Origin of the sequence: Herbaspirillum sp. 3R11 (genome assembly GCF_004563925.1) — a bacterium.
Lineage (GTDB): Bacteria > Pseudomonadota > Gammaproteobacteria > Burkholderiales > Burkholderiaceae_D > Herbaspirillum.
Genome location: NZ_SPNJ01000001.1, coordinates 1,658,420 through 1,681,616 on the forward strand (window position 1 = coordinate 1,658,420; position 23,197 = coordinate 1,681,616).

Genomic DNA, 23,197 nt, shown 5'->3' on the forward strand with positions numbered 1-23,197 from the left:
CCGATGGCCAACCGCAAGATTCGCAGGCAAAGACTTCGATTGTAGGATGTCGTACTGCATAGCGAAAATAACTTTTCCGCGTTAGCTTATGCGACATACGACTTTGTAGTTTCGTTCCGCGATCTGCTAGCGTCAATGATGTCGTCATCGTTTTAATCTTCGCTCCACGCGTTTTTATTATCAGGAAAGCATCGAATGCGCATCGCCATCGGCGGTTTCCAGCACGAAACCAATACCTTCTCCCCCACGCCGACGACGTGGGCCGACTTTGCCGCTGCCGACACCTGGCCCGGTCTGCTGGAGGGTGAGGCACTGCTGACCGGAATGAGCCCGGCGCCTGGTTCGGCGCCGTCGAATATTCCCATTGCGGGTTTCATCGCCGCCGCCCGGCAAACAGCGCACACCTTGATCCCGATCGTCTGGTGCGCGGCCGGCCCCTCCGGCCGCGTCACGCGCGACGCCTTCGAACGCATCGTCGGCATGCTGACCGACGGCATCGCCCGCGTCCGCCCGGAAGCGGTCTACCTGGACCTGCACGGCGCCATGGCGGCCGAGCACATCGACGACGCCGACGGCGAGATCCTGCAGCGCGTGCGCGCGCTGGTCGGTGCAGACGTACCGATCATCGCCAGCCTCGACCTGCACGCCAACGTATCCCAAAAAATGATCGAGCACGCCGACGTGCTGGTCGCCTATCGCACTTATCCGCACGTGGACATGGCGGCCACCGGCGCGCGCGCCTTCAACTGGATCGCGCGCAGGCTGGCCGGTGTACCGCGACCGCATGCGGCCTGGTTGCGTGCGCCTTATCTGATCCCGATGTGCTGGCAGTGCACCGACGATGCGCCGGCGCGCGACTTGTATGCCTTGCTCGACCACATCGATGCGGCAGGTGAAGACAGCGCTTCGTTCACGATGGGCTTTCCTGCCGCGGATGTGGAAAAGTGCGGCCCCGCGGTCTGGGCTTACGGCGCGTCGGCACAGTCGGCGCAGGATGCAGCGCAAGGCTTGCTCGACGCCGTCAATGCAGTCGAAGCGCAATTCAACGGTGAGATATTCTCGGCCCAAGATGCCGTTGCGCACGCCATTGCGACTGGACGCGACAACCGCGACAAGAGCGGCCCGGTGGTCATCGCCGACGCGCAGGACAATCCCGGCGCCGGCGGCAGCGCCGACACCACCACGCTGCTCAAAGCCCTGATCGCTGGCGATGCGAAAAACGCCGTGCTTGGCTTGCTGGTCGATCCGCACGCAGCGCAACGCGCACATGCAGCCGGCGCCGGCGCGCGCCTGAGTTTGTCGCTGGGCGGAAAATCGGGGATAGCAGGAGACTCGCCGCTGGAGGCGGAATTCCTGGTGGAGCGCTTGCACGACGGCGACGTCACCGCCACCGGCAGCGTGTTCAGCGGCTACCAGCTGACGCTAGGTCTGAGCGCCCTGCTGGCAATCGGCGGCGTGCGCGTGATCGTCGTATCGAAACCGGTGCAACTGCTCGACCTGGCGTTGCTGCGATTCATCGGCATTGAACCGTCAGAGCAAGCGATCATCGCGGTCAAAAGTACGGTCCACTTCCGCGCCGACTTCGCGCCCATCGCAGGCAAGATCCTGATCTGCGCTGCACCGGGCGCCTTCCCGCTCGATCCCCGGCAACTGGCATGGACCAGACTGCCGGAATGGATGCGCAGGATGCCGGCAGCGCGATAAATCAAGTTCCGGGGAAGAACCTGTTCGCCGGCCGCGGCAAACCGAGATTTTCACGCAGGGTCTTGCCCTCGTACTCACGACGGAAAATTCCGCGCCGCTGCAGCTCCGGCACCACCTTGTCGACGAATTCATCGAGCCCGCCAGGCAGCCACGGGAACATGACATTGAAACCGTCCGAGCCGCCGCTGTCGAGCCACTCTTCCATCTCGTCGGCAATCGATGCCGGCGTGCCGACCAGCGCCAGTCCGGAATAGCCGCCGAGGCGCTGCGCCAGTTGGCGCACCGTCAGGTTTTCCCTGCGTGCCAGTGCGATCACGCGTTCGCGCGCGCTCTTGCTGGCGTCGGAATCGGGGATGTCGGGCAAGGCGCCGTCGGGATCGAATTGCGACGCATCGTGGCCCAATGCAATCGACAGCGAAGCGATCGCGCTTTCGTAGTGCACCAGGCCGTCGAGACGGGCCCGGATCGCCCTGGCCTCTTCCAGCGTGTCGCCGACCACCACCAGCGCGCCCGGCAAGATCTTGAGATGGTCGCAGTTCCTGCCCAGTGCATCCATGCGGCCTTTGACGTCGGCGTAAAAGCGACGACCGTCTTCCAGCGTCGATTGCGCCGTGAAGACGACCTCTGCGGTTTCCGCCGCAAGCTGGCGACCGGCATCAGATGCGCCCGCCTGCACCACCACCGGCCATCCCTGCACCGGACGCGCGATGTTCAGCGGTCCCTTGACCGACAAATGCGGGCCGCGATGATTGAGCACATGCAGGCGTTCAGGATCGAAGTACACGCCGGCCTCGACGTCGCGCACAAAGGCATCGTCGTGCCAGCTGTCCCACAGGCCGGTCACGACGTCGTAGAACTCGCGCGCCCGTTCGTAACGCACCTCGTGCCGCAGGTGTTCGTCGAGACCGAAGTTGCGTGCTGCTTCCGGGTTCGAGGTGGTCACGATATTCCAGCCGGCGCGTCCGGCGCTCAGATGGTCGAGCGAGGCGAAGCGCCGCGCCACGTGGTACGGCTCGTCGAAACTGGTTGATGCCGTTGCGACCAGGCCGATATGTTCGGTGACCTGGCTCAGCGCCGAGAGCAGCGTGAACGGTTCGAACGAGGTCACCGTATGACTGCGCTTGAGCGCTTCCAGCGGCATGTTGAGCACCGCCAGATGATCCGCCATGAAGAAGGCGTCGAAGCGCGCCGCCTCGAGCTTGCGGATGAAGCGCTTCAGATGATCGAGGTTGAAATTGGCGTCGGGCAGCGCGCCCGGATAGCGCCATGCGCCGGTGTGGATGCTGACCGGGCGCATGAAAGCGCCGAGCTTGAGTTGACGTCGAGTGGTCATGGCTGCCGTGCCTGAAAAATGCGAAAGGACTTTCTGCAAAAAGTATATAGACCTCTCTCTTCGCGGCTAACGATGTTTACCCAATATGGATATAACCGGAGCGATGGAACTTCAATTTCCATTTCAATTCCGCACCGCATATGGATATGCAAAATCATTCGTTCGCTGCGCATCGGCGGCTCGTTAGAGTCATTTTTCCCTCTCACCTTATTCTTGACCAGCAGGAAAATCCGATGACACAAGCACCGCAATGGAAATTCGAAACGCTCTCCGTGCATGCCGGTTACACGCCTGATCCGACCACCAAGGCGGTGGCAGTGCCGATCTACCAGACGGTGGCGTTTGCCTTCGACGACACGCAGCATGGCGCCGATCTGTTCGACCTGAAGGTGCAAGGCAATATTTATTCGCGCATCATGAATCCGACGCAGGACGTGCTGGAAAAACGCGTCGCCGCGCTGGAAGGAGGCATCGCGGCGCTGGCGGTGGCGTCGGGCCAGGCTGCGGTCACCTATGCCATCCAGACCATCGCGGAAGCCGGCGACAATATCGTCTCGGCCTCCACGCTGTACGGCGGCACCTATAACCTGTTCGCGCATACGCTGCCGCAGTTCGGCATAGAGACGCGCTTCGCCGATCCGCGTAGCCCCGCTTCGTTCGAGCAGCATATCGACGCGCGCACCAAGGCGGTCTTCATCGAGTCCATCGGCAATCCGCTCGGCAACATCACCGACATTGCCGCCATCGCCGAGATCGCCCATCGCCACGGCGTGCCGCTGATCGTCGACAACACCGTCGCCACGCCCTATCTGCTCAGGCCGATCGAACATGGCGCCGACATCGTCGTGCACTCGCTGACCAAGTATCTGGGCGGCCACGGAACCAGTCTGGGCGGCGCGATTGTCGATTCCGGCAAGTTCCCGTGGGCCAAGCACAAGGAACGCTTCAAGCGCCTCAACGAACCCGACGTCAGCTACCACGGCGTGGTCTATACCGAAGCGCTGGGCGAAGCCGCTTATATCGGCCGCGCGCGCGTGGTCCCATTGCGCAATACCGGTGCGGCGCTGTCGCCGTTCAACAGTTTCCAGATCCTGCAAGGCATAGAAACGCTGGCCTTGCGGCTCGACCGCATCACCGCCAACGCACTGACGGTGGCGCAGCATCTGAAGAAACACCCGAAGGTGAACTGGGTCAACTACGCCGGGCTGGAAGATCATCCCGATCACGCCCTGGCGCAAAAGTACTTCAAGGGCAAGCCGTCGGGCATCCTGACTTTCGGCGTCAAGGGCGGCCTCGTCGGCGGCGCGAAGTTCCAGGATGCGCTGCAACTGTTCACGCGCCTGGTCAACATCGGCGACGCCAAATCGCTGGCCACGCATCCGGCCTCGACCACGCATCGCCAGCTCTCGCCAGCCGAACTGGTGAAAGCCGGCGTCACCGAAGATACGGTGCGCTTGTCGATCGGCATCGAGCATATCGACGATCTGCTTGCGGATCTGGATCAGGCGCTTGCTGCGGTCTGATTGCCTTGCTTTGATTCGCTTGCAATGGCGGTAAAAAAAGCCTGAAGATTTCTCTTCAGGCTTTTTTGATTCAGCGCCGACCGGATACTGGCTTACTTTCCCTGCGCCTTCACCACCTGCAGCGCACTGGCAATCAGCGTGCTCATGTCGCTCAGGTTGGCCGGCACGATGATGGAGTTGTTGGTCTTGGCCAGTTGCGAAAACGCTGCGACATATTGCTCCGCGACTTTCAGGTTGACCGCTTCTTCGCCGCCCGGCGACTGGATCGCAGCCGCCGTCTTGCGCAACGCTTCGGCGCTGGCGTTGGCGATGGCGATGATGGCGGCGGCCTGGCCTTCGGCGCGGTTGATCGACGCCTGCTTTTCCCCTTCCGACTTGGCGATGGAGGCTTCGCGTTCGCCGGTGGCGATGTTGATCTGCTCCTGCTTGCGGCCTTCGGAGGCAGCGATCAGCGCGCGCTTTTCACGCTCGGCGGTGATCTGCGCCTGCATGGCATGCAGGATTTCCTTGGGTGGTGTCAGGTCCTTGATCTCGTAACGCAGCACCTTGACGCCCCAGTTCTGCGCGGACTCGTCGATGGCGCTGACGATGGCGGTGTTGATGTGATCGCGCTCTTCGAAGGTCTTGTCGAGTTCCATCTTGCCGATCACGGAACGCAAGGTGGTTTGCGCCAGCTGGGTGATCGCTGCGATGTAGTTCGACGAACCGTAGGACGCGCGCATCGGATCCGTGATCTGGAAGTACAGGATGCCGTCGACCTGCAGCTGCGTGTTGTCGCGCGTGATGCAGACTTGCGGCGGCACGTCGAGCGGGATTTCCTTGAGGATGTGCTTGTAGGCGACACGATCGATGAAAGGCACCACGATGTTCAGGCCAGGCCCGAGCGTCGCATGGTATTTACCGAGGCGCTCAACCACCCAGGCATGCTGTTGAGGCACGACTTTGACGGTCTTGATGACGAAGATGATGGCGATGAAAAAAATGACCAGCGTCACGCTTCCGAACATGGGTATTCTCCTAATGGTGGGAGACGATCAGGCGGCTGCCCCGTACTTCCCGGATGATGAATTGTCCTGCCTGCGCAGGGCTGCCCGCTGCGAGTTCGACGTCCCACTCGGCGCCACGATAGCGGATGCGCGCAGTGTGGGTGCCGTCGAGGTCGTTCCAGTGATCGACGCTCACGCTCTGACCGATGTCGAGGTTCACGTTGGGATCGCGGCCGGCGTCATTTCTGTTCTTGCGACCAAAACGACTGCGCCGCAATGCGCCGATGGCGGCAAAGCCGATCGCCGCAGCCAGCAGCAGCTGCCATTCCAATTTGACGCCCAGCAGCGCGGCAACGCCGCCGGCGCCGAGACCGATCGCAATCATCAGCAAATAAAACGTGCCGGTGAAGAGTTCCACGCCGATTGCCACGCCGGCCACTACGAACCATATCGCCCAGTCCATCATGTCCTTGTTCCTTTTCAGAGATGGTGCGAAAAACTGCTGCAGACCTGCTTATCGGCAAGACTGTAACAGCCTATTCGCAAAAAGCAAAAACGCGGGCACTAAGCCCGCGTTTTTGTTGAAACAAATAAGCTGAAATAACGAAGCTTGCTTACTCCCTCACTTACTTGGCTGCGTGGCTGGCCGCCAGTTTCTGCCAGGTGTCGATCACCGAATCAGGATTCAGCGAGATCGATTCGATACCCTGCTTCATCAGCCATTCCGCGAAATCCGGATGGTCCGACGGACCCTGGCCGCAGATGCCGACGTACTTGCCCTTGGCGAGGCAAGTCGAGATGACCTTGGTCAGCAAGGCTTGCAAGGCAGGATCGCGTTCGTCGAAATCGGCTGCCAGCAATTCCATGCCGGAGTCGCGGTCCAGGCCCAATGTCAGCTGCGTCAGATCGTTGGAACCGATCGAGAAGCCGTCGAAGTGTTCGAGGAACTCTTCGGCCAGAATCGCGTTGGAAGGCACTTCGCACATCATGATGACGCGCAGGCCGTTTTCGCCGCGCTTGAGGCCGTTCTTGCCGAGCAGGCCGATGACCTTTTCCGCTTGTCCCAAGGTACGGACGAACGGCACCATGATCTCGACGTTGGTCAGGCCCATGTCGTTGCGCACGCGCTTCATGGCCTGGCATTCCATTTCGAATGCTTCAGCGAAATCAGCCGACAGATAACGCGCCGCGCCGCGGAAGCCCAGCATCGGGTTTTCTTCGTCCGGCTCGTAACGCGAACCGCCGATCAGCTTCTTGTACTCGTTCGACTTGAAATCGGACAGGCGCACGATGACCGGCTTGGGCCAGAATGCCGCCGCGATGGTGGCGATGCCTTCGGCCAGCTTGTCGACGTAGAAGGCCTTCGGCGAAGCGTGGCCGCGGGCGACCGACTCGACTGCCTTCTTGAGGTCGGCATCGATGTTCGGGTATTCCAGGATCGCGCGTGGATGCACGCCGATATTGTTGTTGATGATGAATTCCAGACGCGCCAGACCAACGCCGCCGTTCGGGATCGACTGGAAGTCGAACGCCAGTTGCGGGTTGCCGACGTTCATCATGATCTTCAACGGAATCGACGGCAATTCGCCGCGTGCGACTTCGGTGATTTCGGTTTCCAGCAGGCCGTCGTAGATCTTGCCTTCGTCGCCTTCGGCGCAGGAAACGGTGACCAGCGTGCCGTCCTTGAGGATGTCGGTGGCGTCGCCGCAACCGACCACTGCCGGCACGCCCAGTTCACGCGCGATGATCGCCGCGTGGCAGGTACGGCCGCCGCGGTTGGTGACGATCGCTGCGGCGCGCTTCATGACTGGTTCCCAGTTCGGGTCGGTCATGTCGGCAACCAGCACGTCGCCCGGCTGGACGCGTTCCATTTCGGCGGCATCGCGAATCACGCGCACCGGACCGGCGCCGATCTTCTGGCCGATGGCGCGACCGGTTGCCAGCACGGCGCTGGAGCCCTTGAGTTTGAAGCGTTGCTGCGCGTCGGTCGCCTTTTGCTGCGACTTCACGGTTTCCGGACGCGCCTGCAGGATGTACAGCTTGCCGTCACGGCCGTCCTTGCCCCATTCGATGTCCATCGGACGCTCGTAGTGCTTCTCGATGATGGTGGCGTACTTGGCCAGTTCGACGATTTCGGCGTCGTTGAGCGAATAGCGGTTGCGCATTTCGACCGGCACGTCGACGGTCTTGACCGAGCGACCGGCCTTGGCTTCGCCGGTGAATTCCATCTTGATCAGCTTGGAGCCGATATTGCGGCGGATGATCGGCAGCTTGCCTTGTTCCAGCATCGGCTTGTGGACGTAGAACTCGTCCGGGTTGACCGCGCCCTGCACCACCGTTTCGCCGAGGCCGTAGCTGGAAGTGATGAAGACCACATCCTTGAAGCCCGATTCGGTGTCGATGGTGAACATCACGCCGGCGGCGCCGACGTCGGAGCGCACCATGCGTTGCACGCCGGCCGACAGCGCTACTTCGGCGTGGGTGAAGCCCTTGTGGACGCGATACGAGATCGCACGGTCGTTGTACAGCGACGCGAACACGTGCTTCATCGCTTCGAGCACGTTGTCGATGCCGACCACGTTGAGGAAGGTTTCCTGCTGACCGGCGAAGGACGCGTCAGGCAAGTCTTCTGCGGTCGCGGACGAACGCACGGCGAAAGACATCTCCGCAGTGGAGTCGGCAACCAGTTTGTCGTAGAAGGATTTGATCTGCTGTTCCAGCGCAGGCTGGAAAGGCGTGTCGATAATCCATTGACGAATCTCCGCGCCGGCTTGCGCCAATGCACGCACATCTTCGATGTCCAGCGTAACGAGACGATCCGCAATGCGTTGGGCCAGCGTTGCGCCGCCATTTGCACTGTGTTCCAGAAAGTCGCGGAAAGCCTGTGCGGTCGTGGCAAAGCCACCTGGCACGCGGACTCCGGCACCGGCCAGCTGGCTGATCATTTCACCCAGCGACGCGTTCTTGCCGCCGACGGACTCGACATCCGTCATGCGAAGATTTTCAAAGGAGACTACGTATGCGGCCCCCTGGGCAGAACCCATGTTTACTGCGTTGGACATAACAACCTCTAGTTTGATGATGGGAAATCTTCGCGGCGCCGGCGATCGTCATTTGTTCTTTGTTATTTTGGGACGAAGGCGACATAATTGGTGCAAATGCGGATGCAACTGCCAGATCAACTGCAGGTAGTGCGGCACGGCTCAGGAGGTGCATGACTTGATGCAAACGGCGCGCGGCAGTTCCGAAGGTGTTTGCGAGGGCAAACATCCAGATGGTTTCGGTCAACTTGCGCAGCACGTTCAGGGTCATTTTGAGCTAGCTTCTCAATCTGTTGCATGGCATTTTACATGGCTAGCCGGTTTTTTTTCACTCCCCCTCTTATTTTTATTGTTTTCTTTTTAACAACACTATGCTCGATCTCGCTCCGCCTTCGCATCCGGTCCCGTTGCCGCCCGCCAACCGCACGGTGTTCTTCGTCTCCGACGGCACCGGAATTACGGCGGAAACGCTGGGCCATTCCGTGCTCAGCCAGTTCGAGCTGCGCTTCAAGCAAGTACGGCTGCCGTTCGTCGACACGCTGGACAAGGCCTACGACGCCACGCGCCGCATCAATGAAGTCGCCGAAGTCGACGGCAAGGCGCCGATCGTGTTCTCGACACTGGTGAAAGCCGATCTGTCGGCGGTCATCCGCCAGTCGCGGGCGATGCACATGGATTTGTTCCAGACCTTCGTCGAGCCGCTGGAGCAGGAGCTCGGCGTCAAGTCGACCCACACCATCGGCCGCAGCCACAACACCGCCGATTCGGAAGAATACAAAAACCGCATCGAGGCGATCAATTTCTCGCTGGCGCATGATGACGGCCAGTCGAACAAGAATCTGGCGAGCGCCGACGTCATCCTGGTCGGGGTTTCCCGCTCGGGCAAGACGCCGACCAGTCTGTACCTGGCGATGCAGTACGGCATCAAGGCGGCCAACTACCCGTTGATTCCGGAGGACTTCGAGCGCGACAAGCTGCCGAGCGGGCTGGTGAATTTCAAGAAGAAGATTTTCGGACTGACCATCGCCGCCGAACGCTTGTCGGAAGTGCGCAATGAACGCCGCCCCGGCAGCAAGTACGCCGCCATCGAAAACTGCCGTTATGAAATCAACGAGGCGGAAAAGATGATGCGCCGCGAAGGCATTCGCTGGATGTCGTCAACGGCCAAGTCGATTGAGGAAATTGCCGCCACCATCCTGCAGGAAATCAAGCCGGAAACCCGTTGATATCCGCTGCGCACGCCAACTAGCCAGGCGCTCTGGTGAAATGCGTGTGCACCAGATAGTCCTTGTGCGGACCGTCAATGCGCGTGCGCAATTCGAACTGGTCAGTGTCAATCAACTGATAGCTGCCGTCGTAACGGTCGAGTATGCAGAGATGCGCCTCGACCGGCAGCAAAGCCTGTTTCACCGCGTCATAGCGATAGCTCTGGTAAGCCTGCCCGGCCTGCATGCCGTCGGCAAACGCCACGTGCACAAGGTCGCCCGCAATCTCGTAGTCAAAGCGGCGCGAAAAAGCGACCACACGCTGGTCGGCCGTCAGCCGCAGCTGCCCCGATTCCTTGTAATGCAATAGAGACGTGTCGGAGACCCGCAGGAATTCGGCCGTACCATCAGCTTCACCGATCAATACATCATCGGCGCCCAGCATGGTGCGGAAAAACGTCCAGCGTCCGCTGAAATAGGCATGGAGATCCGGCGACTGGAAGTTCATCGCCAACTCAGGCAGCGCCGCCCTGCTTTTGCCGGACCTGCTCGAAGAAGCATACCGCTGCTGCGGCAGCAACATTGAGCGACTCCATCTCGCCGAGATGCGGAATCACGACCTTGTCGCTGGCGGCATCGAGCAGATCGTCGGCGACGCCCTGCCCTTCGTGACCGAACAGCCAGGCGACGGGTTGCTTCAGGTCAGTTTGATAGATGGTTTTTTGTGCGTAGGAACTGGTCGCCAATACCGGGATACTGCCGCCCTTGCACAGACTCAGCAGATCGGCGTTTTCGAAGATATCCAGTTGAAAATGCGCCCCCATGCCGGCGCGCAGGACCTTTGGCGACCACGCGGCGGCGGTGCCTGCCGAACAAAACACCTGGCCGATACCTGCGGCTGCAGCGCTGCGCAGGATGGAGCCCAGGTTGCCGGGATCCTGCAAGCCGTCGAGCAAGACGGCAGACGTCGTCAACACCGACGGCACGGACGGCTGCGGCGTCGCAATCACCAGCAACAGACCAACGCCGTTTTCGACCTGGCTTGCTGCCTGATACAGCGCGTCGGGCAAGCAAATGCATTGAGTTCCTTCAGCTTCGCATTGCGCCAACAGCGGCGCCACTTCAGCGTGATGCAACGCGCTCTCGGCGATGATGCAAAACTCGGGCTTGCCCGCGCCCTGCAAATAGGCCTGCGCCAAATGCACGCCATCGAGCAGGCTGCGACCAGCCTTGCGTCGCGCCTGCGCGCTGGTGGCGAGCTGTTTTAGCTCCTTGTACAGCGCGTTGTCGCGCGAGGAAATCGTTTTCATCGACGCGTCCCTCAGCCTGCGTTCAGTAAGGCGCGCACCGGCGCATACGACTTGCGATGCACGGGCGAGACGCCGTGCAGGCGCAGACGCTCCAGATGCAGCGCAGTCGGATAGCCCTTGTGCTGATCGAAGGCATAGTTCGGATACTGCGCATGCAGCACCAGCAAGGCGGCGTCGCGTGCAGTCTTGGCCAGGATCGATGCCGCCGAGATCGCCGGCACCTTGTCGTCGCCCTTGATGATGGCTTCCGAGCGTATCGTCATTACCGGGCAGCGATTGCCGTCGATCAGCGCCAGCGTGGGGATGGTCTTGAGCGTTTCGACGGCGCGGCGCATGGCCAGCATGCTGGCGTGGAGAATATTGAGCTGATCGATTTCATCTTCCGAACACTCCGCAATCGCCCAGGCAATGGCGCGGTCCTTGATTTCAAGCGCAAGCGCATCGCGGCTGGATTCGGATAATTTTTTCGAATCGCGGAGACCGATGATCGGTCGCGCCGGATCGAGAATGACCGCTGCCGCGAATACCGGTCCGGCCAAAGGTCCGCGCCCGGCTTCATCAACGCCGCAAATAGTCTCGCCGGCATAGTTGTCGAACGCAAACAGGGACAGATTCAGATCTTGTTTCTTCGCCATGGCTTCAGCTTCCTGGTGCAAATCGCGCACGCTGCCGGTCCAGCAAGGCGCAGACCGCCTGCGCGCTGGCGTTGGCGGTATCGCGCAACAAGCTGTGGTGCATATCGGTAAACCGCTGGCGCAGGTTCCTGCCATGCTCCTGATCATCCAGTTGCTTCCACAACGCATCGGCCAGCGCCTGCGGTGTAGCGGCGTCTTGCAGCAATTCCGGCACAAGGAATTCGCGCGCCAGGATATTCGGCAGCCCGACCCAGGGCTGGTAGTTCATGTGGCGCATGATGGCGTAGGACGCACGCATCATTTTGTAAGCGATGACCATCGGCTTCTTGTACAAGGCCACTTCCAGCGACGCGGTGCCGGAAGCCACCAGCACGGCATCAGCCGCTTCCATTGCCGCATGCGACTGCCCGCTGATGACGTGGATGCCAATATCGGCGCTGCCGGTCTCCACAATCAATTGCTCGAAATACGCGCGCTGCTTGTCGCCCGCCATCGGCGCTACAAACTGCAATTGCGGCTCGCGCTGGCGCAACAGTCTGGCAGCACCAAGGAAGCTGGCGGTGTTGTACTTGAGTTCGGACATGCGGCTACCCGGCAGGATCGCCACGACGCGGCGGTCCTGCTGCAAGCCGAGCGCAGTGCGTGCGCCGCTCTGGTCGGGCTCCATCGGGATGATTTCCGCCAGCGGATGGCCGACATAGGTGACCGGCACGCCGGCTTTTCGGTAGATCTCTTCTTCGAACGGAAAGATCACCAGCATGTGCGACACTGCGCGCGCGATTTTCTTGATGCGTCCGCCCCGCCACGCCCAGATTTGCGGGCCGATGAAATGCATGGTCGGAATGCCTGCGTCGCGCAGTTGCTGCTCGAGGCCGAGGTTGAAACCGGGATAGTCAATGCCGATGAATACCGACGGCCGCTCGGCCAGCAACTGATCGCGCAGCGTGTTTTGTATGCCTTTGAGTTCGCGGTAGCGCGGTATCACTTCGAACAGCCCGCGCACCGTCAGCTTGTCCATCGGCCAGTCGCTCACGAAACCATGCTCCGCCATATGCGGCCCGCCGATGCCGTGCAGGCGCGCGTCCGGCAGGCGAGGACGCAAGCCGGACAGCAAACGGCTCGCCAGCAGGTCGCCCGAGCTTTCGCCGGCGACCATGGCGATGGACATGTTATCGGATGATGCCACGAGAGGACGAGGCGATGAATTCGCGCATCAGGCGGATGTGAGCAGCGGAGTCGGGGGTATTTTCTTCTTGCTGCAGCAGCGCTTGTTTCGCCTCTTCCAGCGGCAGGCTGGAACGATAGATGGCTTTGTAGGCGCGCTTGATCGCAGCAATCTGTTCGGGTGTGAAGCCGCGGCGCTTCAGACCTTCGCTGTTGATGCCTGCCGGCACTGCGCGGTTGCCCGCCGCCGTCACGAACGGTGGAATATCCTGGCTCACGGCTGCCGTGAAAGCCGTCATGGCGTGCGCGCCGATCTTGCAGAACTGGTGCACCGAAGTGAACCCGCCCAGGAACACCCAGTCGCCCAAGTGAACGTGCCCTGCCAACGTGGCATTGTTGGCCAGGATGATGTTGTTGCCCAGCTGGCAATCGTGCGCAATGTGCACGTACGCCATGATCCAGTTGTCGTCGCCGAGGCGCGTGACGCCCGCATCCTGGGTGGTGCCCAGGTTGAAGGTGACGAATTCGCGGATGGTGTTGCGGTCGCCGATTTCCAGGCGGGTCGGTTCGCCGGCGTACTTCTTGTCCTGTGGCGCAGCGCCCAGGGAGCCGAACTGGAAGATCTGATTGTCACGGCCGATCGTGGTGTGCCCTTCGATCACGACGTGCGGACCGACTTTGGTGCCGGCGCCGATGCGCACATTGGCGCCGATGACCGAATAGGCGCCCACCTCAACCGACGAGTCGAGCTGCGCACCCGACTCGATCACAGCGGTAGGATGAATACGCGACATGAATCAGCCTGCCTGGCTGGCGTCGTTGGCGTTGCGCATGGTGCACATCAGGTCGCCTTCGACCGCTACCTGGCCGTCGACGGTCGCTACGGCCTTGTATTTCCAGATGCCACGCGCACGGCGGGTGATTTCCACGTGCATCTTCAACTGGTCGCCCGGCTCAACCGGACGCTTGAACCGCGCATTGTCGATACCGACGAAATACACCACCGTGCTGGCGTCCGGCTTGCGGCCTTCGGTCAGGAACGACAGCAGCGCGGCGGTCTGCGCCAGCGCTTCGATCATCAGCACGCCTGGCATGACCGGCTTGTGCGGGAAGTGGCCGTTGAAGAACTCTTCGTTCACGGTCACATTCTTGATGGCGGTAATGTCCTTGCCGCTTTCCCATTCGAGGACGCGGTCCACCAGCAACATCGGATAACGGTGCGGGAGGTATTCTTTGATTTGATTGATATCGAGACTAGTCATTTTTTTGCTCAGTATTTTGCGCAGTAAGCTGCTCTGTAAGCGATTTGATCATTTTTTCCAACGCACGGATTTTCTCACGCATTGTGCCCAGATTGCGCACCAATGCTGCTGATTTTTCCCATTCTCCGTGCTTGGCGATGGGATAGAAGCCGGTGTATTGCCCCGGCTCCAGGATGGATCGCAATGCCAGCGTGCCGGCCGATACGTGCACCTTGTCGGCAATGGTGATGTGACCGTGGATCATGGCGGCGCCACCGATCGAGCAATATTTGCCGATTTTGGCGCTGCCGGCGATGCCCGCACAAGCGGCAATCGCGGTGTGTGCACCGATATGGCAGTTGTGCGCGATCTGGATCTGGTTGTCCAGCTTGACGCCGTCTTCCAGCACGGTATCAGACAAGGCGCCGCGGTCGATGGTGGTATTGGCGCCGATTTCGACATCGTTGCCGATCACTACCCTGCCAACTTGCGGAATCTTGACCCAGGCGCCGCCTTCATTGGCAAATCCGAAACCGTCGGCGCCAATGACGGCGCCGGAATGGACGATGCCGCGCTCACCGATCTCACAACCGGCGTGAAACGTCACCCGCGCATGGAAATGCGTATCCGCGCCGATCTGCGCATTGCGTCCGATATAGCTGCCTGCATCGATGACAGCCCGTTCCCCGATGACCGCACCGGCTTCAATGACGACCTGCGGACCGATGGCCGCACTTGCCGCCACCCGGGCGCTTGCGTCGACGCAGGCGCTGGCATGGATGCCCGCAGCGGCCGGAATCGCCGCCTGAGCCGCAAACAGCTGTGCGGCCTTGGCAAAATAGGCATAGGGGTTTTTGGTGACAATGCGCGCGCCCTGATATGCGACGACGGCTTCATCATCCGCTTCGGACAGAATCAAGGCGGCTGCGTGCGTCTGCTCTGCCTGCGAACGAAACTTGGAATTGGAGAGGAACGTCATGTGCGACGAAGTCGCGGCGTCCAGAGGAGCAATGCCGCCGACCTCGATCTGCGCATTGCCTTTAAGCTGGCCACCCAAGCGTTCGACCAACTGTTCTAGCCGAATACTCATGCTGGCCTTCGTAGATTATTCCGTTACCTGCTCAGGCAACACAGATTGACTATTTCTTCTCGGAACAATCTGTGCGCCTGGGGTGAACATGTGATGAATTGCGTTGCGTGCTGCTGTATTACTTCGACAGTTCTTTCAGAACCTTGTCGGTGATGTCGATGCGCTTGCTGGCGTAGACCGCTTCCTGGAACACGATGTCGTATTTTTCCGCTTCAGCGATCTGACGAATCACCTTGTTGGTACGCTCCAGCACCACCGACAGTTCTTCGTTGCGACGCTGGTTCAGATCTTCGCGGAATTCACGTTGCTTGCGCTGGAATTCCTTGTCGAGGTCGCCCAGATCGCGTTGGCGTTTTGCGCGTTCCGCATCGGACAACACCGCGGCATCCTTGTCGAGCTTGTCGGATTGCGCCTTCAGGCGCGCGGCCATGTCGGCGATATCCTTTTCGCGCTTGGCGAATTCGGCTTCCAGCTTGGTTTGCGCAGCCTTGGCCGGCACCGCTTCGCGGAAAATACGCTCGGTGCTGACAAATGCGATTCTCGATTCCTGGGCTTGTACGTTTGCAAACGACAGGATGCCGACTGCCAGCGTTGCAGCCTGCATTGACAATAATGATTTAGTAATAAACTTCAAGGTCATTCTCCGTAATACAGATTTCAATTATGCCACTGGCTGATCTTGCGATCAGAAACCGGTGCCGAGCTGGAACTGGAAGTTCTGAGACTTGTCGCCCTGCTTCAAGTTCAACGGTTTACCGTAGCTCAGCTTCAAAGGACCGATCGGCGAGATCCAACTGATGCCGAGACCCGTCGAATAGCGCAAATCGTTGATCTTGATGCGTTCGCGGTCGGCAAACACGTTACCGCCGTCAAGGAAGGTGAACCAGCGCAAACTGCGATCCTGCCCTGAGCCCGGGAATGGGAACTGCAATTCTACGCTACCAATGAGTCGCGAGGCGCCGCCCATCGAATCACCGTACTGATCTTTCAGGCTACCCAGCGACGACGCCTCGTAACCCCGAACGGTGCCGATACCACCCGCATAGTAATTTTTGAAGATAGGATAAGGCTTGCCGCCGATGCCCTTGCCGTAGTCGATTTCGCCATTGAATGCAATCGTCGCGGCATTCGCCCAGAACGGCTGGAAGTACTGATGCTGATAACTTGCACGATAGTACTTCAAGGTGCCAACGGCGGACAACTCCAGATTGGCCCGCTGGAAACGACCTTTGGTCGGCACCAGCGCGCTGTCGCGACTGTCGCGCTGCCATGCTGCAGTCAGCGGGAAGCTGGTCGTCGAAGCGGTGCCGACGCCGCAAGTAGGATCGTTGACGACATCGCAACCAGGTGCGCCGCTACCGGCGCCGAAGTCGCGCACGTATTGGCGATACAAGCTCGGGCTGGTGGTATCGGTATCGACTTTGGTGTTCTCAATGCCGATGCCGAAGAAGATGCGGTCCAGCTCGGAGAACGGCACGCCGAACTTGACGCTACCGCCGATTGTTTTCACGCGGTAATCACCGGTGGTGTATGCCGAGGGACGAATCGTGCGCAGGAACACTTCATACGTGCGGCTGACGCCGTCATCGGTAAAGTACGGATTAGTCTGCGATACGGCGATCGTACGATAGCGCGAACTGGTGTTCACGTCGATGCCGATTGTGTTGCCGCTACCGAAGGCGTTTTCCTGGGAAATCGACCCAGTAAGGCTCAGTTTATCGGTCTGCGAGAAGCCGGCGCCGATCATGATGTTGCCGGTCGGCTTTTCTTCGACCTTCAGGTTGACGTCGATCTGGTCGTTGCTGTTAGGCACTTCCGGCGTCTCGACGGTGACTTCCTTGAAGTAACCCAGGCGATCGACGCGGTCGCGCGACAGTTTGATCTTCTCGCCGTCGTACCACGAGTCCTCGAACTGGCGGAATTCACGACGAATGACTTCATCGCGCGTCTTGGTGTTGCCGGCGATGTTGATGTGACGCACGTAGACGCGCTTGCCCGGATCGACCATGATCGTGAAAGCGACTTCCTTCTTTTCACGATCGACGTTCGGATTGGCGTTGACGTTGGCGAACGCATAACCGAAGTTGCCGAGGCGTTCGCTGATCTTTTTGGTGCTGTCGGTCAGTTTGGAGCCGGAATAGATTTCACCCTTCTTCAACTGCACCAGCGAGGCCAGATCAGCTTCCATGCCGAACATTTCGCCATCGAGCTTGATGTCGGAGACGGTGTACTTCTCGCCTTCGTTGATATTGATGGTGACGTAGATGTCTTTCTTGTCGGGCGTAATCGATACCTGAGTCGATTCGATCTGCATTTCAAGATAACCGCGGTCCAGATAATAAGAGCGCAGCGATTCGATATCGCCGGCGAGCTTTTGTTTGGAATACTGATCGGCCTTGGTGTACCAGGTGAACCAGCCTGGCGTCGTCAGCTTGAGCTGATCGCGCAGTGTGCCATCCGAAAATGCCTTGTTGCCGACAACGTTGATTTGCTTGATGCGCGACGTGTCGCCTTCATCCACGGCAAACGTGACAGCGACGCGATTGCGCTCGACCGGCGTGATGGTGGTGGTGACCTTGGCGCCATACAGGCCGCGCGACAAATATTGACGCTTCAGCTCCTGTTCGGCGCGATCTACCTGCGACTTGTCGAAAATGCGTGATTCAGCGACGCCGATTTCCTTGAGCGCCTTGGTCAGTTGCTCCTTGTCGAACTCCTTGATGCCGGTGAAGTCGACGCTGGCGATGGCCGGACGCTCTTCGACCTGCACCACCAGCACATCGCCTTCGGCTTCGACGCGCACATCCTTGAAGAAGCCGGTCGCGTACAACGCCTTGATCGCCGCAGTGCCTTTTTCATCAGTGAACGTATCGCCTACGCGCACCGGCAGGTAGCTGAAGACGGTGCCGGCTTCGGTACGCTGAATGCCTTCGACACGGATGTCTTTGACCACGAACGGCTCAACGGCAAAAGCCTGGCCAGCACAAAGGGTCAACGCTGCGGCGGCGATCAGGCTACGGGAAAAGATCGGTGCAGGGGAATGCGCGGAATGTAATTTCATTAGCTATCTTATGAACTATGTTTTTTTGCCGGCCGCTTCACGAAGCGTTGAAATGACCGAACATATGTAAAGTCAAAAGCCATCCGGGCGACCCGGACGGTTTGGAACGAATCCTTAAAACATCAGACGTACAATGTCGTTGAAAGCGGCCACGAGCATCAGCATCATCAGAATACCCATACCGGCGCGCTGAGCAATTGCCCCAAAGCGCTCAGAAACAGGACGGCCGGTCAAAATCTCCAGCGAATAATACAGCAAATGCCCGCCATCTAAAACCGGGATGGGCAGCAGGTTCATCACTCCCAGACTGATGCTGATGAACGCAATGAAGCTCAGATAGCTGACTAGGCCCACTTTGGCAGTCTGACCGGCGTAATCCGCTATGGTAATCGGGCCGGTGATATTTTTCCATGAAACTTGTCCGACGATCATTTTTCCGATCATCTTGAGTGTCATGGCACTGGTGTCCCACGTCTTTTCCGCACCTTTGACGATAGCCGTCCAGGGCGGATCACTCACCACGGTCATTTCAGGAGCCAGCGGCACCTCGACTTTGATGCGGCCGATAGTCTGGCCATTGTCGCTCAACGTATCGGGAGTGACGGCGATATGGAACTCGCTCTGACCGCGCAGACCTTGCAGCGTCAGCGGCTTGCCCGGGGAGGCGCGCACCAGCTCGACCAGCGCCAGACCGTCCTTGATCGGGGCGCCGTTCACAGCCAGAATCAGATCGCCCTTTTGCAAGCCGGCCTGCATGGCAGGGCCTTCCATGATCTTGCCCAGGATTGCCTGTGGACGCGCGAGCGACAAGCCCAGCTTGGCCAGGAAATCGCCTTCGAGATCCTCGGTGGACACGCTGTCGAGCGACAGCTTGACGTTATTGATCAGTTTGCCGCCGTTTGACGCGGCGCTTTCGACGTCGAGACGCGCCGGCGTCTTTTCCAGCACGTGCTGCATCAATTGCCAGCGTACCTCGGTCCACGCGTGGACCGGCTCGCCGTTGATCGCAGTAATGGTTTCACCGCCGCGCAGGCCGGCCTGATAAGCGGCACTCTGCTCCGCCATGGCGCGCAGCTTTGGAACGGGTTCCGGAATACCGTGCATGAACAGCCCGGCGAACAACAGGATGGCGAGGATGAAATTGGCCAGCGGACCGGCAGCGACGATCGCGATGCGGCGCCAGACGGATTGGCGTGTGAATTCTCGCTTGAGGTCTTCCGGCGCCATCTCGCTGACATCCTGCTCTCGGGCATCGAGCATCTTGACGTAGCCGCCCAGCGGCAGAATGGACAAGGCCCATTCGGTCTGGTCCGGCCCAAAACGTCGCGACCAGACGATACGTCCCATGCCGACCGAGAAACGCAGGACCTTGACGCCACACAGCCGCGCCACCCAGTAATGCCCAAGCTCATGGACAACCACCAGTGTGCCGAGCGCGACGACGAAAGCCAGCAATGTGTGCAACAGGTTCATGACGGAGAAATCATAAGGTCAGGCAGGATTGCGCTACGGAACGCGCGATCTTGTCCTGCTCGATCAGCGCATCGATATCGGTGACCGGACCGTGCGGCAGCTTGTCCATGACGCGGGCGATCACTTGATCGATCATGCGGAATCCGATTTCTTGATTCAGGAATGCCTCCACGGCAACTTCGTTGGCGGCATTGAGGATCGCTGCCGAGCTGCCACCGGCGTGCAGTGCATCATACGCCAGTTTGAGACACGGAAAACGCGCCAGGTCGGGACGCTCGAAAAATAGTTGGCCGATCTGCGCCAGGTCCAGTTGGGCCACGCCGGAGGCGATCCGTTCGGGATAAGCCATGGCATTGGCGATGGGCGTGCGCATATCCGGATTGCCCAGTTGCGCCAGCACCGAGCCGTCGACGTAGGACACCATTGAATGAATCACGCTTTGCGGATGGATCATGACTTCGATCCTGTCCGCCGGCGCGCCGAACAGCCAATGCGCCTCAATGACTTCGAGGCCCTTGTTCATCATGGTCGCGGAGTCGACCGATATCTTGCGACCCATGACCCATTTCGGGTGCGCCACTGCCTCCTCCGGCGTCACGCTATCGAGCGTTTCAACCGCGCGCTTGAGGAAAGGCCCTCCGGAAGCCGTCAGCAAAATCTTGGCGATGCCGCCATCATCCAGAGAGCGCCGGAAATCGTGCGGCAGGCATTGGAAAATCGCATTGTGCTCGCTGTCGATCGGCAGCAACGTGGCCTTGTGCTCGGCCACGGCATCGATCAGCAGCTGGCCGGACATGACCAGCGCTTCCTTGTTGGCGAGAAGAATTTTTTTGCCGGCGCGTGCCGCGGCCAGCGTCGAGGCCAGGCCGGCGGCGCCGACAATGGCCGCCATGACCATGTCGCATGCGGCGGCACTGGCAACGTCGCACAAGGCCTGCGGGCCATAACCAACTTCGGTGCGTAATCCCTGCGCGCGCAGTTTTTGCTGCAGCTCACCAGCCGCTTCGGCAGTACCGACTACGGCAACCTGAGGCTGGAAACGTACGCATTGCGCCGCCAGTTCGTCAACGCGCGAATGCGCGGTCAATGCATAAACCCGGTAACGTTCAGGGTGACGCCCCACCACGTCCAGCGTCGAAACCCCGATGGAGCCGGTGGAGCCAAGTACGGAAATTGCCTGCATGAAACTCCTACAACCAGAGATCGATCAAGGCCGCCAGCGGCAGGACGGGAATCAGCGCATCGATGCGGTCCAGTACGCCGCCGTGCCCTGGCAGCAGATTACTGCTGTCCTTGAAGCCGGCGCGACGTTTGAGCTGCGACTCGAACAGATCGCCGACGACGCTGGCAGCCACCAGCAAACTCATGACGACGATGAAACCGAACCAGCCAAAACGTTCGTACAGGCGTCCGGAGAAGGTATCGCCGTCGAGGTACATGACCGTCGCCGCAGCGGCAACCAGCACCGCCAGCCAACCGCCGACCGCGCCTTCCCAGGACTTGCCCGGAGAAATCGACGGCGCCAGTTTGTGCCGACCGAAACCTTTACCGGCGAAATACGCGCCGATGTCGGCAATCCAGACAATCGCCATGACCGACAGCAAATACAGCGGCGAATGGCGGAACAAGGAAACGATGGCGATAAAACAACCCACCAGCGCCAGCGTATAGGTAATGCTGAGCAATCGATTGGCGGGCGTTTTCAGCGGCGGCAAGCCAAGCTTCAACGCCGGAACGAAGCGAATTACCCACAGCGCCACGCACACCGCGAACAGGCTGCGCACACTCGACAATCCGGTGACGAAGACCACCACGGTATAGCCGACCGTCCAGAAACCGGCCCACAACTCCGCGCGTGAATAGCGGAACAGGCGCAGGCTTTCCCAGGCGCCGGCGGCGAAGAACGCCACCGTGACCGCAGCAAAAGCAAAAAAGTTATTCAGGAAAAGTACGGGCAATAAGATTGCCAGGAGAATCAACGCCGTGATGACACGCGTTTTCAGCATCAGGAAGCCTTTTTCTGCTCGACCAATTGCTCACTGGTCCGACCGAAGCGCCGCTCGCGCTGGCGATACGACTCGATCGCCTTGTCCAGCTCGGCCCCGTCAAAATCGGGCCAATACGTTTCGGTGAAATACAGTTCGCTATAGGCCAGTTGCCAAAGTAGGAAATTGGAAATGCGCTCTTCGCCGCCGGTGCGGACGAACAGATCCGGTTCGGGGGCGTAAGCCATCGCCAGATGGGGAGTCAACTGCTCTTCGGAAAAATCGGTCGCACCGGGTTGCTCCTTGAGCATCTTGCCGACCGCCTGCATGATGTCCCAACGCCCGCCGTAATTGGCGCAGATGGTCAGCGTCAACCGTTTGTTGCCGGCAGTCTGCGCCTCGGCCCTGGCCACCATGTCCTGCAGCTTGGCGTCAAAACGGCTGAGGTCGCCGACCACGCGCAGACGGATGTCATTGGCGTGCATCTTGCCGACTTCGCGCTCCAGCGCTGTCATGAACAGACGCATGAGCAAGGACACTTCATCGGCCGGACGACGCCAGTTTTCAGAGCTGAAGGCGAACAGCGTCAGGTATTCGATGCCGCGCTGGGAACATGCCTCGACGATGTCGCGCACGGCGTCGACGCCTTTGACATGCCCTGCCACGCGCGGCAGAAAGCGTTTGGTCGCCCAACGTCCATTGCCATCCATGATGATGGCGACGTGACGCGGCACCGATGAAACCTGGGGCACCGCCTGGGTTGAGCTTTTATGAGTCATACAGTGTAAAAATCCAGATGCGCGATGATGTTCATATCAGCCTGAAACCGCAGCCGACCCCTTCATCATCGCATAAACAACAGCGATAACGCGCCTACACCGTCAACACTTCTTTTTCTTTTTCGACCACCAGCTTGTCGACCTCGGCGACGAACTTGTCAGTCAGCTTCTGGATGTCTTCCTGGCCGCGGCGCTCGTCATCTTCGGAGCAAACCTTGTCCTTGACCAGCTTCTTCATGCCTTCGTTCGCATCGCGACGAATGTTGCGGATCGAGATCTTGGTGTCTTCGGCTTCGCCCTTGACCAGCTTGACCATTTCCTTGCGGCGTTCTTCGGTCAGCGCCGGCGTCGGCACGCGGATCAGTTCGCCCTGCGTCGCTGGATTGAGGCCCAGGTCGGCTTCACGGATGGCTTTCTCGATGACGGCCAGCATCTTCTTGTCAAACGGCTGGACGCCGATGGTGCGGGCGTCGATCAGCGTCAGGTTGGCGACTTGTGACAGTTGCGTCGGCGAGCCGTAGTAGTCCACCTGGACGTGGTCCAGGATGCCCGTGTGGGCGCGACCGGTACGCACCTTGGCCAGATCGGCGCGCAGGGATTCGATCGATTTGCTCATTTTTTGTTCGGTGCTTTTCTTGACGTCAGCGATGGTCATGCTGCTCTCCTA

21 protein-coding genes are annotated in these 23,197 nt (G+C 59.9%); 3 read left to right on the top strand and 18 right to left on the bottom strand.

Annotation, left to right across the window (positions count from 1 at the left end; genetic code table 11):
- The first annotated feature begins 195 nt into the window (after nucleotides 1-195).
- Nucleotides 196-1,704, top strand: a complete 1,509-nt coding sequence (locus E4P32_RS07635; RefSeq protein ID WP_116432530.1) for a M81 family metallopeptidase — start codon at nucleotides 196-198, stop codon at nucleotides 1,702-1,704.
- Between the two features lies 1 nt (nucleotide 1,705).
- Here the strand turns inward: E4P32_RS07635 and E4P32_RS07640 are convergent, their stop codons facing one another.
- A complete protein-coding gene (locus E4P32_RS07640) occupies nucleotides 1,706-3,037 on the bottom strand; it encodes an LLM class flavin-dependent oxidoreductase (protein WP_116432529.1) in 1,332 nt (443 codons plus the stop codon).
- Between the two features lie 233 nt (nucleotides 3,038-3,270).
- Here E4P32_RS07640 and E4P32_RS07645 point away from each other — a divergent pair, with 233 nt between their 5' ends.
- Nucleotides 3,271-4,560, top strand: a complete 1,290-nt coding sequence (locus E4P32_RS07645; protein ID WP_116432528.1) for an aminotransferase class V-fold PLP-dependent enzyme — start codon at nucleotides 3,271-3,273, stop codon at nucleotides 4,558-4,560.
- A gap of 92 nt (nucleotides 4,561-4,652) precedes the next feature.
- Here E4P32_RS07645 and E4P32_RS07650 read toward each other — a convergent pair whose 3' ends face one another.
- The 3 genes from E4P32_RS07650 to ppsA form a co-directional block, all read right to left on the bottom strand.
- Nucleotides 4,653-5,567 carry a stomatin-like protein gene (locus tag E4P32_RS07650; protein WP_116432527.1) on the bottom strand — a complete coding sequence of 305 codons (915 nt, stop codon included), beginning with the start codon at nucleotides 5,565-5,567 and terminating at the stop codon, nucleotides 4,653-4,655.
- A 10-nt stretch (nucleotides 5,568-5,577) separates the two neighbouring features.
- A complete protein-coding gene (locus tag E4P32_RS07655) occupies nucleotides 5,578-6,012 on the bottom strand; it encodes an NfeD family protein (protein ID WP_116432526.1) in 435 nt (144 codons plus the stop codon).
- A gap of 160 nt (nucleotides 6,013-6,172) precedes the next feature.
- On the bottom strand, nucleotides 6,173-8,539 hold the full coding sequence (gene ppsA / locus E4P32_RS07660; RefSeq protein WP_233526525.1) for a phosphoenolpyruvate synthase: 2,367 nt from the start codon (nucleotides 8,537-8,539) through the stop codon (nucleotides 6,173-6,175).
- A 419-nt stretch (nucleotides 8,540-8,958) separates the two neighbouring features.
- Here ppsA and E4P32_RS07670 point away from each other — a divergent pair, with 419 nt between their 5' ends.
- Nucleotides 8,959-9,813 (top strand): pyruvate, water dikinase regulatory protein, encoded by an 855-nt coding sequence (locus E4P32_RS07670; protein WP_116432523.1) that lies wholly within the window; start codon nucleotides 8,959-8,961, stop codon nucleotides 9,811-9,813.
- A 19-nt stretch (nucleotides 9,814-9,832) separates the two neighbouring features.
- On the opposite strand, the gene E4P32_RS07675 is transcribed toward E4P32_RS07670, so the two are convergent.
- The 14 genes from E4P32_RS07675 to frr all read right to left on the bottom strand — a co-directional run bounded on the left by E4P32_RS07675 (nucleotide 9,833) and on the right by frr (nucleotide 23,185).
- Nucleotides 9,833-10,375 carry a DUF6314 family protein gene (locus E4P32_RS07675; protein ID WP_245191849.1) on the bottom strand — a complete coding sequence of 181 codons (543 nt, stop codon included), beginning with the start codon at nucleotides 10,373-10,375 and terminating at the stop codon, nucleotides 9,833-9,835.
- Nucleotides 10,308-11,102, bottom strand: coding sequence for an RNA methyltransferase (locus E4P32_RS07680; protein WP_116432521.1), 795 nt, complete (start codon nucleotides 11,100-11,102; stop codon nucleotides 10,308-10,310). Before E4P32_RS07680 ends, E4P32_RS07675 begins: the two co-directional genes overlap by 68 nt.
- Nucleotides 11,103-11,113: 11 nt before the next feature.
- Nucleotides 11,114-11,737: a ribonuclease HII gene (gene rnhB / locus E4P32_RS07685; RefSeq protein ID WP_116432520.1), complete on the bottom strand. Its 624-nt coding sequence runs from the start codon at nucleotides 11,735-11,737 to the stop codon at nucleotides 11,114-11,116.
- A gap of 4 nt (nucleotides 11,738-11,741) precedes the next feature.
- Nucleotides 11,742-12,905, bottom strand: a complete 1,164-nt coding sequence (gene lpxB, locus E4P32_RS07690; RefSeq protein ID WP_116432519.1) for a lipid-A-disaccharide synthase — start codon at nucleotides 12,903-12,905, stop codon at nucleotides 11,742-11,744.
- Between the two features lies 1 nt (nucleotide 12,906).
- Nucleotides 12,907-13,695 carry an acyl-ACP--UDP-N-acetylglucosamine O-acyltransferase gene (gene lpxA / locus E4P32_RS07695; protein WP_116432518.1) on the bottom strand — a complete coding sequence of 263 codons (789 nt, stop codon included), beginning with the start codon at nucleotides 13,693-13,695 and terminating at the stop codon, nucleotides 12,907-12,909.
- Between the two features lie 3 nt (nucleotides 13,696-13,698).
- Nucleotides 13,699-14,163 (bottom strand): 3-hydroxyacyl-ACP dehydratase FabZ, encoded by a 465-nt coding sequence (gene fabZ, locus E4P32_RS07700; protein ID WP_016835427.1) that lies wholly within the window; start codon nucleotides 14,161-14,163, stop codon nucleotides 13,699-13,701.
- On the bottom strand, nucleotides 14,156-15,232 hold the full coding sequence (gene lpxD, locus E4P32_RS07705; RefSeq protein ID WP_116432517.1) for a UDP-3-O-(3-hydroxymyristoyl)glucosamine N-acyltransferase: 1,077 nt from the start codon (nucleotides 15,230-15,232) through the stop codon (nucleotides 14,156-14,158). Before lpxD ends, fabZ begins: the two co-directional genes overlap by 8 nt.
- Nucleotides 15,233-15,350: 118 nt before the next feature.
- On the bottom strand, nucleotides 15,351-15,872 hold the full coding sequence (locus E4P32_RS07710; protein ID WP_233526524.1) for an OmpH family outer membrane protein: 522 nt from the start codon (nucleotides 15,870-15,872) through the stop codon (nucleotides 15,351-15,353).
- Nucleotides 15,873-15,917: 45 nt separating this feature from the next.
- Nucleotides 15,918-18,293 (bottom strand): outer membrane protein assembly factor BamA, encoded by a 2,376-nt coding sequence (gene bamA / locus E4P32_RS07715; RefSeq protein WP_116432515.1) that lies wholly within the window; start codon nucleotides 18,291-18,293, stop codon nucleotides 15,918-15,920.
- Between the two features lie 114 nt (nucleotides 18,294-18,407).
- Nucleotides 18,408-19,766: an RIP metalloprotease RseP gene (gene rseP / locus E4P32_RS07720; protein ID WP_116432514.1), complete on the bottom strand. Its 1,359-nt coding sequence runs from the start codon at nucleotides 19,764-19,766 to the stop codon at nucleotides 18,408-18,410.
- A gap of 10 nt (nucleotides 19,767-19,776) precedes the next feature.
- Entirely contained in the window at nucleotides 19,777-20,949 is a 1,173-nt protein-coding gene (ispC, locus tag E4P32_RS07725; protein WP_116432513.1) for a 1-deoxy-D-xylulose-5-phosphate reductoisomerase, read from the bottom strand.
- 7 nt (nucleotides 20,950-20,956) lie between these two features.
- A complete protein-coding gene (locus tag E4P32_RS07730) occupies nucleotides 20,957-21,772 on the bottom strand; it encodes a phosphatidate cytidylyltransferase (RefSeq protein WP_116432512.1) in 816 nt (271 codons plus the stop codon).
- Entirely contained in the window at nucleotides 21,772-22,530 is a 759-nt protein-coding gene (uppS, locus tag E4P32_RS07735; RefSeq protein WP_116432511.1) for a polyprenyl diphosphate synthase, read from the bottom strand. Before uppS ends, E4P32_RS07730 begins: the two co-directional genes overlap by 1 nt.
- 94 nt (nucleotides 22,531-22,624) lie before the next feature.
- Entirely contained in the window at nucleotides 22,625-23,185 is a 561-nt protein-coding gene (gene frr, locus E4P32_RS07740; protein WP_116432510.1) for a ribosome recycling factor, read from the bottom strand.
- Nucleotides 23,186-23,197: the final 12 nt, after the last annotated feature.